The sequence below is a fragment of the Paenibacillus sp. LK1 genome (assembly GCF_002750415.1).
GTDB classification, from domain to species: Bacteria; Bacillota; Bacilli; order Paenibacillales; family Paenibacillaceae; genus Paenibacillus; species Paenibacillus taichungensis.
In genome coordinates, this window is the sequence record NZ_PEII01000005.1 from 83,347 (window position 1) to 96,923 (window position 13,577).

Below are 13,577 nucleotides of genomic sequence, written 5' to 3' on the forward strand. Positions count from 1 at the left end.
TGAGTGGGCTAGAATCGGAATGTGTGATAGTTTTCAAAACATGTCATATGGTACGATAGATAACAAGAGATAAATCCTTTGCTACATTATTAAAAAAATGAAGGATGTCATAAAGTGGAGGGGTGATGAGTTGGATCAGACGCATGCAGGGATAGTAAATATGAGTATAATGGACGAACTTTCGGAGTATATCACACTTCGCATGAGCTCCTATTTGGAACAAACTCACGACAGCAATTGGATGGAGCACAAGTCTCATTCCGATTATGATCTGTGGTTTATTACAGCAGGCTCCGTCCAGATCACCATCGATGGGATCGAACATATGGCGGACCCGGGTGACATTGTATTTTTTTATCCGGATATGCCCTATCTGGCTTCCACGACTGGAGAGCTGTGCCGATTCATATACATGCACTTTGATTTCAGCATTGCTGAGCAAAAGCGAATTCTGGGCGAGTTTCAACTGCCAGGCATCGTACCTGGCAACCTGGTTAGGGAGGAATCAACATTGTTCACCTCGTCCTATCTAAGGTTCAAGCAGGACAGCGGCGCTTCCGGAAGTCCACTCTATTTGAAAGCTTCTCTGCTTCTCGTCATTGCAAAAATATTGGAGCTGCACGGGCAAGGTCTGTATAATGGTGAATTTCTAAAAGACCGAAAATCGAGGAAAACGGAAGGAAGTCTGGAGGTTCTGCAGAACGTATTCCCTTACGTGGATTCGAATCTGCATCGTGCCATCCGAGTTAACGAGCTTGCAGCCATTGCCGGTGTCTCTGAGAAATATTTTATTTCTTTGTTCAAGAAAATTCTGGGTATTACACCGGGACAGTACATCAATCAAATCAAGATGAACCGGGCACGGGACTATCTGTATGAGAAAAAATATACGGTCCAGCAAATTGCCGGATTTCTGGGCTATCCCGATCCCTTCACCTTCTCCAAAGCATTTAAAAAATTTTACAACGTGCCTCCTTCCAAATTTGAATAGAGTGCCATAGCTAAACAAAGAGGCAACCGGTCTATGCCGGCTGCCTCCACATTTGGTTAGTCACTGGTTATTCATGCTTCAGGTGTAAGTCACTTCAGCGTTTCTCATAACGTAAAGGGTGCTTCACTCGAATATATGTCATGGAAAAATCCCCTGTACGGTATATCCTCTTCCAGACATTTAATGAGATACAACACTTCTTCGTTATCTTCCGGTTCTTCACCAGTATGCTGCATTTCCTCCAATTGACCTAGGATATTCTCCAAAAGGGTAACTTGAATAAATAAAGGCAGCATCTCCAACATCGAATCTTCGATCTTGGTTTCGGAAGTATAACCAGCGAGGGCAGTTTCAAAATAATCATGCATGAACGCTTTGCGTTTACCGGCGTCAGGTTCGAATTGTATCCAGCCCACACCGTGTGTCCATAGATCTGCCAGATCATACATATACCAACCGAAGCAGGAATTATCAAAATCATACACCGTGATTTGACCGGTATCAAAATCGATTGAGTAATTCCCATCATTATAATCGAAATGGATCATCCCGAATGTTTCCTGGTTTGTATCCAAACCTTTTAAAGTATTCAGCAGTTCGACCATCTTCTCCTTAAGCAGCGAGAATGATTCAGGTATCAAGTTATTGATATATTCACCTTTGTAATTATCAAAAAAATGATGCCGGCGATGAACGGGTACATAGCTTTTGGATAGCTGATGCATTTTGCCCAAAACTTTGCCGCTATTATAATAGTATTCGGTAAGTGGAACACCTTCTCGGTACTGATAATTATTTTCTACCAGCAACTTTCCCTTGGCCTTGTTAAACAGGCTGACAAAAAACGTATGATGATTATAAGTGATTTCTTCTAACAGATGGCCCTTTTTCGAGTTGACTACATTCGAGACACTTGCCCCGTGTTCAAATAAATAACGGACATACTCCAGTTCGGCAATGTAATCTTCCCGCTTTCTGTCAGGCAAAAAAGACACTCGGAGTATGAGCGATTCACGCCCCTCTTGCTCACAGGTATAAACGACATTCCGCCCACCCTCATGAGGTGGAATAAGCTGAATGTTGTAACCCTCCAGATAAAACAGCTCGCATACCAATTCCAGTACGTGCGTATTGCTGATGTTAACAGCTTCGTTAAAGTTAATAATGATCTCCTCCAGTAAACATTGTCGGGATGATCTCCCGCACTGCAATGTCCACAAAAGGAATCTTTGTTACGCAAATATCCTTCTGTGAACCTAAAGCACAATCACCTTGTTAGTCATTTGAAATTCGCTCCTTTTTGTTCAGATGCATATATCTTATCCTATAATTCCAAATTATTCTATTACTTTTGTTAGCACTGCTTCCACGTAATAATACCGAATCAAAATATCTGGGTCGTCGTCATTGAACCATGAGTAAAAAAAGATTTGATGAAAAGTAAAAAAATGTGTCTATGTAAATGAAAAAAGATAATTCAGAGGAGATGTCACTTGGGATTGAATGCAGAACAATTTAATTATATTTCAGAGACAGAACGGTTAATAATAAGACCTTTAAAGAAAGACGACTATGAAACTTCCCATCCTTATTCCAATTCAGGTCTGGTTACTATCGATTTGGATTTCATATGATCGGGGTTATAACAGTAATTTGAGTATCTACCCCTCCATCAAGCACCATTCCCTCAAAATACTTACCGGTCACATTCCCTGTAAATGTAATCATGACAACAGAATCATCCACGCTGTAATTCGAATGATTTCCAATGTTCACATGTACCGTGAACATTTCTTCTAATCTCACGCGTTACCACCTCCAGATTAAGTTAATTATAACTCTACTCCTTATTTTGTAGGTAGCGAGGAATTACATGAGGGATAGCATGACCGGCGGAACCAAAGATCAAAATACCAAAAAGACTGATCCATATTTGGAATCAGTCTTTTTCAACATCATTAATAATGTTTTAATCCGTTCTCACCGGTAACTTGCCCTCAGCTTTCCGTTGGCCAACCAGCACTTTGATCCCTGCTGTCGTATTGGGCTCCTGCTTTCCATAGACGGCAAGCCCTGAACGCACATTCTGCAAATAAATCATCTCGTACGGGTTACCAAGCGACAATAGGGAGTAACGCTGATTACGCCTGTTCATCGTATCAATCAAGGTTTGATAATCGGACCAACCGAACTCACTGGCCACGTTACGGAACTGGTAAGAAGCGAGAATGACGTAGTCGGCCTGTCCAATCGCCTGGAGAGCTTCATTCGTCTTCCCTTGTCCAATAAGAGAAATTTCTGTCTTCAGGGATAGGTTACTTGCAGCTTGTTTCAGTTGCTTTTCAAGCTGCTTTGCCTGTTCCTGTTCGGCTGCGAGAATAACGACCCGGTCGCCTTGTTGAATTTGATCCGGAAGTACACCCTCACGGCTGGCCAGTACGGTGACCGCTCGCTCGGCAATTTCCTGCTCCACCGCACGATGCTGCTTCGATCCAATGACACCGTTAAGCTCGGTTAACTTTTGGGCTAGAGTCTGGCTGCGTTCAAACAAACCATATTTGGCTTTCAGCTCCAGAATTCGCTTCACTGAAGCATGAATGGTTTTGTCCGGGATCTTCCCGCTCTTCACTGCGTTCACGAGCGTTTGATGTGCAACTGCCGGATCTTTTGGCATAAGGATGATATCAACACCTGCGGAAACAGCACGTTCCACGGCTTTATTCTCCCCAAAATGCTCCGCAATCGCATTCATGGTAAAAGCGTCAGATATGATCAGACCTTCGTATCCCAGCTCCCCCCGAAGCAGTCCGGTCAGCACCTTTTTGGATAAGGTGGCAGGTATGGGCACACTCTTTCCGTCTTTGAGTGAAGTGACATGCTCGTTATCAATGGCCGGGAAAGCAATGTGTGCAGTCATGATCATCTCGACCCCGTTCTCAATCGCATCCCGAAATGGTTTTAATTCTACCGCATCAAGCCGTGCGCGGTTATGTGTTAGCACAGGCATACCGAGATGTGAGTCTACGGTCGTATCCCCATGCCCTGGGAAATGCTTGACTGCCGCGATCACCCCGGATTGCTGTAGACCCTTTATCGTTGCGAGACCAAGCCGCGTCACCAAATCCGCGTCTGAGCCAAACGATCGTATGCCAATGATTGGGTTGTCTGGATTGCTGTTAATGTCTAGCACTGGCGCAAAGTTGATCTGTATCCCCAGTGCCTTCAACTCCTCTCCTGTCAACTGACCAGCCGCTTCAGCTAGAGATGTATCTCCCGTTGCGCCAAGCGCCATTTGCCCCGGCAGATTCGTCCCGCCCGGTATCCGCTTAACGACGCCTCCTTCTTGGTCGATGCTAAGAAATAAAGGAATGTCGCCGGCTTCCCTTTGCATGTCATGTGTGAATGTTGTAAGCTGCCTGATATCTACAATATTTTTGTCGAAAAGAATAAGCCCGCCCAAATCTTGATCATGAATGCTGCGTTTCAGCCCTTCATGAACGGTCGTAGTCACTTTACCGTTCCATTGCCTAATGTCAGGCATAAGCATCTGGCCGACTTGCTCGCTTACGGTCATATAGGATATCAGCTTGTCCCAATCTTGTGTACGAATGGCTGCTTCACGTTCGAACCGAATCACTCGTGACATAAATACAGCATATTCCGCTCGCGTGACCGTTTGATTCGGACGATAAGTACCATCCGAATATCCGCCGACCAAGCCGTTGGAGCTCAAGATCAGAATAGGCGCTTCAGCCCAATGTTGTTTTGTATCTGACCAATTAGCTGGTTGCTTGCCTTCCAAGAGTGAATACGCACGCGTAAGAAATGCTGCAGTTTCGGCACGGCTAAGCGGTGCATCCGGACGGAAGGAGCCGCCAGGAAATCCGCTGGCAAGTCCGTTTTTTGATGCTAACGCGATTTCCCGATAAAAGGGGTGAGTTGTCGGAACATCCGAATAAGTCGTTGTACCTTCCACTGGTTTCTCCAGCTCTTGAGGATAAAGCTCTCGCACCATAAACGTGACGGCTTGCGCCCTTGTTACCAGCCCTTGGGGCTTAAATATTCCATTTCCATATCCTGCGACCGTTCCTCGTTCGGCCATATACTCGATACCGTCTTCTGCCCACTTCGAATGCTGAAGATCGGTAAAACGTTCTTCCGCATCTGCACTTCCTGCCCATATGAGCATAGAGCCGAGAACAGCACCGAATATCGCCATCATTTTTAGTTGCATCTATTTCACTCCTGTTGATGTTCTTTGTAAGAAGAATAGACGCTATTGATGTATGTTTTGTTGCGTTGGGTCGCTGCTATTATCGCTTGGGTACATGATTAACACCTATGAACACTTGACTGTTATCTCACCATCTAAGATAATTACAGTTTGACTAAAAAATTCCTACAGGAGGATCTTTCATTTGGAAGGGGGGCGCTCGTTATTAACTGGTTAAATGATCTCTATAAGATAAATAAACGGGAATCAAAAAAGGAAATCGAACGATCTTTGGTTAACGCCATCTTCCGAATCTATGATCGGTTCCCTCGAATTGGTCTTAGAGAGCGAATCGGGCAGCAAGAAATGTCTCTCGATATAGCCGATGCTTATATCCACGGGCATAACGCCATGATTGAAGCTGGTGTCGGAATCGGCAAGTCTTTTGGCTACCTGATACCGAGCCTGCTCATGAATCAAATGTCGCAGAAACCGGTCATTATAGCTACATCCTCCATTCAGCTTTCGGAACAGATACATAAAGATTTAAGAGTCATTGGTAGCAGGTTGGGCTTCACAACAGTTCGCTCTGTCGTTGGGAAAGGTATGGGGCAGTATGCGTGCCGAAGTAGGGCCGCGGAATGGAGCAGGCCTGATAATCCGAACTCCTCACTGTCTACCCTTGCCCAGCGCATTTTAGATTTTGAAATTGATGAAAGAGCGGATATTAAAGCTGGAATTAGTGATGCCGAATGGTCCAACTTTTCCGTAAATGATTGCAAATTTGAACGTTGCCATCATAAAAATGCGTGCTTGTTTTACGATATGAGAGCTAAATTAAATGCAAAGGCTCATGAGATTGATTTTATTATTGTGAACCAGGACCTGCTCATACGGGATTTGATGAAGAAAAAAGAAGGAACCAAGAGTATCATCTCAGAACAGCCGGCTCTGATCGTCATTGATGAAGCGCATAATCTGGAAGCAAAAGTTCGAGATGCCAGAACGCTTGAGTTTACTTATCGGGGAATCAGCCGCATTCTGGATAATACTGTACAGCTTCTAACGAAGCAGTCCGGGGATAAAAGTCTCTTCTCACAATCCAAGTTTATAAAAAAATGTGTTGAACGAATCTTCCAACAGATAAACGCGGATCTGCTCCACCATGCGAAGCAGGATAGCGACCGTATAAAAGTGTCGGAAATAAAAGGTATACCGTTAAACCAAGTCTCGAACGATTTGAAAGATCTTAGTCTTCGCCTTTCCATTTTGACCTCCCGTCACGAACGGGAGATTGATGACACTTTTGAAGCTATAAACGGGCTTATTACCCTCATCCATGTTTTGGCTGAAATAGAGGATAACTATCTCATATGGGCAAGCAGTCCCTTGGGAGTAGCCACAATCAGCATCTGTCCCAAAGATATAAGCCAATTTCTGAAGTATGCTTTATTTAATGGCAAAGCGCCTGTTATCCTAACGTCGGCAACGCTGTGCCAAGGCGGGGATACGCTGGAGGAACAATACTCTTATTTGACGCAGTCCCTCGGTTATAAGGGTGATTTTATGGATCGAAAATCCTCCCCTTTTGATTACACCAACCATACCATGATGTACATCTCCAACAAAGTTCCATATTACCACCATGACCAGCGCGAAAACTATCTTGAAGCAGCCTACAACGAATTGGTTCAACTCTGTAATTTAACACAAGGAAGAACAATCGTCCTTTTTTCAGCAAAGGAAGACATGAAATACATTCATAAGAAGCTAATTTCAAGGCCTGATGAATATAAAGGGGCAGTTCATGTTCAAAAAGAAGGATCTTCCCAGGACAGTGTCATCGCCGAATTCAGGAAAAGCAAAGGTGTCCTCCTGGGTACCGGTGTATTCTGGGAAGGCGTGAATATCGAGGGTTCTGACCTGTCACAGGTCATTATTTTCCGGCTGCCCTTCCCTGTTCCTTCAGACCCTATTTATGAATATAAGGCATCTGTAACGAAGAATTCGTTCATGGAGGTGTTTGTACCGGATATGCTTCTCCGGTTAAGGCAAGGAACGGGACGCTTGATTCGCAGTGAAACGGATCTTGGCATACTCAGCATACTCGACTCCCGTCTCAGCGCAGCGGCAAAAAAGAGTTACCGGGAACAGGTGCTGGATACGCTGCCATTCAAAGAAGTGACTGAGGATTTTTCGACTTTGGAGAAATTTGTTCAACAAAAAGGGATACGACGTACGGATTGATCGTGGAACAACCCAACCATATAACTTTGCAAATCACATGAAATAGGCCCTTCCACCCATAAAGTAGAGGGGCCTATTCAATGCTTGAAGTAAGATATATGCTACAATATATTCCAGATCTAAGAATCCCAAAGGAGGCATTTACATGGTTGAAAGACCGACTACAGAGGAGTATGCAGCTTTTTATGAAGGGTACATCCAGCTTGTTCCTGAAGGGAACATCATCGAACAGTTAGAGCAGCAGGCCAACATCGTACAAACTTTGCTTTCTTCATTAACAGAGGAGCAAGCAAACTATCGTTACGCCGAAGGCAAATGGAGCGTGAAGGAGGTCATTGGCCACCTTTTGGATAACGAACGCATCATGAGCAGTCGATTGCTTCGCATCGCCAGAGGTGACAAAGCGAATCATCCTGGCTACGATCAGGACGTGCTTATGCAGAGCCAACCTTTTAACGCGTATACCGTAGCCGATTTGAACGAAGAATATGTCGTCACACGCCGCTCTACCATTCTTATGCTCCGTCACCTCACGCCGGAAGCTTGGCTCTGTAGAGGGATCGTCAGTGATAATCCTGCTTCAGCTCGATCGATCGCCTATATTTTGGTTGGACATGAGCTTCACCATTTATCAGTACTTCGCGATCGTTATTCGCTGGATGTGAAATTATAATCCCAACTAAATTATATTTCTGGCTTCTTCTACAATTTGATTGATAATATCGCCTGCAGATTGGTTATCTGTTAACATTCTCGTTCCCTGACCTGCCCAAAGGGCCATATACTCGGGATTATTTTGCTTAGCTGAAGCATTTCTAATCTCGCGAGTTAATGTATTTTGGGTAGGAAAGGTTAGCGGCTTAATACTGGATGCTTCCCAATGTTGTATAAAGTCGTTCTTGATGCCACGCGCCGGCCGGCCAGAAAAGGCATTTGTAATTACGGTGCTTTCCTCTGTGCTATCAAGCAATGCACGTTTATATACCTTATGTGCGCCAGACTCAACTGATGTTAAGAAACGAGTTCCCATTTGTACACCTTGAGCTCCTAAAGCGAGTGAAGCCACCAGTCCTCTGCCATCCATAATTCCGCCAGCAGCAATGACTGGAATATGAACGTGATCTACAATTTGTGGGACTAGTGCCATGGTTCCGATATTTGCTCCACTAGGCTGAGATGATACATCAAAAGTTCCTCGATGCCCTCCTGCTTCACTACCTTGTGCAACGATGACATCACATCCGCGCTTCTCCGCTTGAATAGCTTCCTCTACCGTGGTGACCTTACTCATAATTTTGATCCCTAACGATTTTGCCTTCTGCATATGATGCTCGGAAAATAATCCAAACGTTGTACTAATAATCGGGACTTTTTCGTCCAGCAAGATAGCAAACTGTTCTTCAAAATGATTGGGTGTACGTATTTCATCTTGAGCACGCTGCTTCACACCCAAGGATTCTCGAATTGGGGTCAACTCTTCGTTTACCGCCTCAAAATTCGTATAGTGATCCGGTCCAACATGAGCAAAAATATTTATGGCAAACGGTGCTTGCGTCCGTTTTTTAACCTCGTGTATCGCGCCTCTTAGTTCCTCAGGACTCATATAGGCAGCGCCTAACGTCCCTAACCCACCTGCATTAGAAACCGCAGCGACTAGGGGTGCCATGTTTGCAATACCCGCCATCCCCGCAAGAACGATTGGATAACGAATATTGAAGCTTTCACAGAACTTACTGTTTAATTGAATAGACATCGAGGTTCCCTCCTCATCAATTCGGATTCCATTCTTTATAGTTTACATCGAGTTTATCCATCTTGTATAATCCGTAAATCAGATGTTATATATCATGATTTCAGATAGATTGTTTTCTAAAGGAGGGTCAACTTGGATATTCACTTGCTGGAGATTTTCATTCAAACCGCTCATGAAGGAAGTATTTCCAAAACAGCTAAAAGCCTAAATTATGCTCAATCCAATGTTACACACAAAATTCAACAGTTAGAGGCCGATCTTCAAACCGTCTTATTCTATCGCCACAAAAAGGGAGTTACACTTACTCCTTCTGGACAAGTTTTAGTAGGTTATGCCGAAAAGATACTAAATACCATTAACGAAGCCAAAGCCGCAGTAGGAAGCAGCTCCATTCCTTCAGGTCCTCTCAGTATCGGTTCTATGGAAACAACTGCAGCGGTTCGGCTGCCTTCCGTTTTCGCGCAATATCATTTGAAATATCCGAATGTAGATTTTTCTTTAGTTACAGGGCCAACAGAAAGGCTGCTTCATGGAGTCCTACATTATGAACTGCATGGAGCTTTTGTTTCCGGTCCGATAGAACACCCAGATCTCACGCAAGATAAAGTCATTGAAGAGAGGCTTGTTCTTGTTACTTCACCCAAGCATCCCCGGATACAATCGATTCATGAGTTACAAAATCATACGATGCTGGTTTTTCCCAAAGGATGTTCATACCGAGCCAAGCTTAACACTCTCTTACAAGAAGAAGGATTATTGCCTGTGAAATTAATGGAATTTGGAACCCTCGAAACGATAATTGCTTGTGTTAGTGCAGGTATGGGTATTACTTTACTTCCTTATTCCATCATTGCGGATTATGAAGTACGTGACAAGGTAACCTGCCACTCCTTACCGGAGAAGTATTCTTCAGTAACGACCATGTTTGTTAAACGAAAAGACACCCTCATTACACCGGCGCTATCTGCTTTTTTAGATGAAACTAAGAAAGAAATTCTCCAAAGCTAGCTGCACCGATAAAGCAAAAAAAGCCGCTAAACCAGCGACTTTCAATGGGGCTATGCTCTGCTTTACCCACATGCGCTTTTGCCCACTTCAATACTCTCTCTTGATTACAAAAAATGAGCCCCGAATGGTTCCAGCTAACTTAGATTTCTGTCTGGCAAACTTAAACTTGCCTTCCAACTCCGCTGGAACTTCCATCCCCTCAGAAAGCTTAAAACCCACGGCCCGCTTCTTAGGGTCATCCACCGTATACATGACATTGAGTCCAAGACCATCTTCATAAAAGACGTAGGAAAATCGAATGTTTTCTACTTGAAAAGCCGACGTTTCTAAAGGCTTGGCTGCAAACTCAATATCACGTTCTTCCTTCAAAATTCGTGTTACATAGTCAAGGGTGTCCTGACTTTCGCTAGCAGGAACAACCGTAAATTCATGCTTATATTTGTTCATAAAATAACGGGCCTCATTCGCACGCAAACCTGCAAGCGCTGCTGCTACTGGTGACGACTCTAATCCGACCGTAGACACATTTTTAAAATCAACGATATACGACGACATTCCGATCTCTCCTTCAAGTTTATTTCTTAATAACAGGAATCCATATTTCACCAAATAACAAGCCGTTTCGTTGTCCCATCTCAACCGTAGTATTTGGCCCACCGACATAAGCATAATTCGTTTCCGTTGGAAGGACTTGACCAAAAGCAACGCCAGTAAGGTTATTACTTAACTCATCAGATGTTGCCCCCTCCCCTTTAACGACAAGGTACTCACCTTTAGGGAATTGGATCACTCTGGTTGCTTCTGGCAGTGTTTCTTCTGTCATGACGCCAGCATAATGCATCATCTTGTTATTCACCGCTTCGTTCACGGCAAAAATATAGTCATTTGTCGCTATTGCTTTTAAAGAGTCCAGACTTCCATCTTCTTTCACAGCCGACCAAAAATCAGCCTTTTCTTTGTTAATACCAGCATAGTCTGTGTAGTTGCTCTTAAGCTCCGTTCCAATACCCAAAACGATAAAGCTGTCTTTTTCTTCAAAATTATAATTACTCATTCGTAACACCATCCTCTTTAAATTTATCAAAGCATTTGTCTTTTCACTTGATGGGTTTATAATAACCTTAAATCATGTCAAATTATGATACTGTTTAGGAGGACCCCATGAAAAAAGTTGAACGGATTAATATCATCATGAGATATATTAACAACCGTGCTCACTTTACCATTTCTGAAATCATGCGGGAATTTAACATCTCTCGTTCGACTGCTATTCGAGATATCCGAGAAATTGAAGCTATGGGTATGCCACTTGTCGCTGAAGTTGGGAGAGATGGGGGTTATTTTGTCATGAACAACTCTGTCTTGCCTACGGTCCGCTTTACGGATAATGAAATTAAAGCTCTTTTCCTCGCCTTTATGGCAACCCGAAATCAACAACTCCCTTATCTAAAGAGCCGTCAGTCTTTAACCGAAAAGTTACTGGGCCTCATCTCCAAAAATCAGCAAGATGACCTTGTTCTTTTAAATCAAATATTGCTTTTTGAAGGGACAAACCCCCATAATCCCGACTTGCTTGATCTGTCAGACCTGCCCCACCCTATGTTGGAAAAACTCATCCAGCTTCTTCTAATAGAAAGCTCTTTGTTGGTTACCGTCCAGGAAGAAAGGGAAATAAAGTCGTATCCCATTTATCTTCTACACCTTTATCGCGAAAAAAGCCTATGGATCATTGAAGGCTTCGACTTAGAGGAAGAAAAGAGACGGATTTTATCTGTCGACAATCTCACCCATATAGAAACCTTTCCTGCGAAGAAAAAGGTAAGTAAGAAAAAAATTTTAGAAAAATTAAGTAAGCAGGAAGAAATGATCAACCTTGTCCTTGAACTAGGTCCAAAGGCGATTGCACAGTTCAAGAAATATCACCCTTTAAAGCTTTCACTTTCTTATACGAACCCTTACCAAACTACAGCCATTATAAAGACGTTTATCAATGTTCATCATGCAGAAGAATTAACCGAAATAACCAATTGGTTGCTTTTCTTAGGTGGAGATATCCAGGTTAAGGAGATGCCAGAAGAAATTTTAGCAGGTGTACAAGAGAGATTAAGCTTATTTTGCCCATAAGTAGTAGTGGATAGTTAAAACCAGACTTTGAACTTAATCGTGCTTTTTATTATCTGCTGTTTCTACTGAGATCTACTATGGGACATTATCCCAATTGCCCTAAGCTTTAAGGAAACGTTTAGCAATTAAAAAAACGCATTGAGGAATGATTTCCTCAACACGTTTTCTGGCGATCTACAAATCGCTTATATCATCTGTTATTGTTAAGCTCTTCAAAGCACTTAATATTAGTCTCGAAATCAGGCACAGTTTGAGATTCTTCAGCTTGTTTAACTAATCTTACAACCATATCATTATAAGGTGTTGAGATTTGTTTGCCTGAAGCTGACCGTGGAACTACTCCATTGATATAATCAATTTCGGTCTGTCGTTGCTTTTCGAGATCCTGTAGCATACTTGCTTTTAACAGTCTGGAGGACTCCATGAGAATCCGAAGTGTTTCAATTCGTTTCGGGATATCCTTATCACTTTGTATTTCCAAAGATTCAATATCAAAGCCACCCATCGTGGCAAATTTCACACCATTTGCGTGTCCAACTTTGATTGTTTCATCGGCAATACGGACGGCACTTACAATACTAATATCATGATCAAGCACAACGCCATACTCCACGTTTAGTGCTGCAGATAGACCGCTAAATGCATTGTTAATAAGCAATTTAGACCACTTCGTGCCCACCAGGTTATCGGAAATATGTGTTCCACCCACAAGGTCTAGTATAGATTTGATCTGTTGAATTCTTTCGGTTGTTTCACCATTTAATTCACCAATTTGAAAAGCGTACTGCTTAAAGCGATTGAACTCTGTTGTAAGTCTCGATACTCCCGGTTCAATAAACGTAGCACCAAATTCAACAGATCCGGCAATGACCCGTTCTCGGCCAACAATGGAAGCCACCTTTTCTTCAGGGATACCGTTTTGCAAGGAAAGCACAACACTTTGGTCATCTAAATACGGCAACAGATCTTTTAGAACGGACTCGTTATATAGCTGTTTAGTTAGAAGCAAGACTAGATCATAAGTTCCTGACATGTCGTCAGGAGTAATGGCCTTCACCTTTGCCTGAAAATCCGTAGTGCCAGTAATTTGGGCCCCTGTCTGGTTTAATGCGTCCACATGTGCTTGATAGACATCGATCAACTCTACATCTTGTCCGCCGGCAGCAATATATGCACCAGCAATGGTTCCTAAGGAACCTGCTCCTAAAATTGCAATTCTCATATGAATTCCCCTACCTTTT

Annotated in this window: 12 protein-coding genes; 5 read left to right on the top strand and 7 right to left on the bottom strand. The window is 43.2% G+C overall.

Going from position 1 to position 13,577, the window contains the following annotated elements; translation table 11 throughout:
• Positions 1 to 130 precede the first annotated feature (130 nt).
• On the top strand, positions 131 to 991 hold the full coding sequence (locus CS562_RS12595; protein ID WP_257219469.1) for a helix-turn-helix transcriptional regulator: 861 nt from the start codon (positions 131 to 133) through the stop codon (positions 989 to 991).
• 104 nt (positions 992 to 1,095) lie between these two features.
• Here CS562_RS12595 and CS562_RS12600 read toward each other — a convergent pair whose 3' ends face one another.
• The 3 genes from CS562_RS12600 to CS562_RS12610 all read right to left on the bottom strand — a co-directional run bounded on the left by CS562_RS12600 (position 1,096) and on the right by CS562_RS12610 (position 5,225).
• Positions 1,096 to 2,211 (bottom strand): phosphotransferase enzyme family protein, encoded by a 1,116-nt coding sequence (locus CS562_RS12600; RefSeq protein ID WP_246318096.1) that lies wholly within the window; start codon positions 2,209 to 2,211, stop codon positions 1,096 to 1,098.
• Positions 2,212 to 2,617: 406 nt separating this feature from the next.
• The gene (locus tag CS562_RS12605) at positions 2,618 to 2,797 is read right to left on the bottom strand and encodes a hypothetical protein (protein WP_180287116.1); all 180 of its coding nucleotides are present in this window, start codon (positions 2,795 to 2,797) and stop codon (positions 2,618 to 2,620) included.
• 163 nt (positions 2,798 to 2,960) lie between these two features.
• A complete protein-coding gene (locus CS562_RS12610; protein ID WP_099856078.1) occupies positions 2,961 to 5,225 on the bottom strand; it encodes a glycoside hydrolase family 3 N-terminal domain-containing protein in 2,265 nt (754 codons plus the stop codon).
• Positions 5,226 to 5,495: 270 nt separating this feature from the next.
• Between CS562_RS12610 and CS562_RS12615 the strand changes: the two genes are divergently transcribed.
• A complete protein-coding gene (locus CS562_RS12615) occupies positions 5,496 to 7,451 on the top strand; it encodes an ATP-dependent DNA helicase (RefSeq protein WP_257219470.1) in 1,956 nt (651 codons plus the stop codon).
• Positions 7,452 to 7,596: 145 nt separating this feature from the next.
• Positions 7,597 to 8,124, top strand: coding sequence for a DinB family protein (locus tag CS562_RS12620; protein WP_099856080.1), 528 nt, complete (start codon positions 7,597 to 7,599; stop codon positions 8,122 to 8,124).
• 6 nt (positions 8,125 to 8,130) lie between these two features.
• On the opposite strand, the gene CS562_RS12625 is transcribed toward CS562_RS12620, so the two are convergent.
• Positions 8,131 to 9,204 carry an NAD(P)H-dependent flavin oxidoreductase gene (locus tag CS562_RS12625; RefSeq protein WP_099856082.1) on the bottom strand — a complete coding sequence of 358 codons (1,074 nt, stop codon included), beginning with the start codon at positions 9,202 to 9,204 and terminating at the stop codon, positions 8,131 to 8,133.
• 132 nt (positions 9,205 to 9,336) lie between these two features.
• Between CS562_RS12625 and CS562_RS12630 the strand changes: the two genes are divergently transcribed.
• Positions 9,337 to 10,212 carry a LysR family transcriptional regulator gene (locus CS562_RS12630; protein WP_099856084.1) on the top strand — a complete coding sequence of 292 codons (876 nt, stop codon included), beginning with the start codon at positions 9,337 to 9,339 and terminating at the stop codon, positions 10,210 to 10,212.
• 87 nt (positions 10,213 to 10,299) lie between these two features.
• On the opposite strand, the gene CS562_RS12635 is transcribed toward CS562_RS12630, so the two are convergent.
• On the bottom strand, positions 10,300 to 10,767 hold the full coding sequence (locus CS562_RS12635; protein ID WP_099856086.1) for a phage tail protein: 468 nt from the start codon (positions 10,765 to 10,767) through the stop codon (positions 10,300 to 10,302).
• Between the two features lie 19 nt (positions 10,768 to 10,786).
• Positions 10,787 to 11,266, bottom strand: a complete 480-nt coding sequence (locus tag CS562_RS12640; protein ID WP_099856088.1) for a GyrI-like domain-containing protein — start codon at positions 11,264 to 11,266, stop codon at positions 10,787 to 10,789.
• 107 nt (positions 11,267 to 11,373) lie between these two features.
• Between CS562_RS12640 and CS562_RS12645 the strand changes: the two genes are divergently transcribed.
• Positions 11,374 to 12,336: a helix-turn-helix transcriptional regulator gene (locus CS562_RS12645; RefSeq protein ID WP_099856090.1), complete on the top strand. Its 963-nt coding sequence runs from the start codon at positions 11,374 to 11,376 to the stop codon at positions 12,334 to 12,336.
• Positions 12,337 to 12,526: 190 nt separating this feature from the next.
• On the opposite strand, the gene CS562_RS12650 is transcribed toward CS562_RS12645, so the two are convergent.
• Positions 12,527 to 13,558 (bottom strand): ketopantoate reductase family protein, encoded by a 1,032-nt coding sequence (locus CS562_RS12650; RefSeq protein ID WP_099856091.1) that lies wholly within the window; start codon positions 13,556 to 13,558, stop codon positions 12,527 to 12,529.
• Positions 13,559 to 13,577 lie beyond the last annotated feature (19 nt).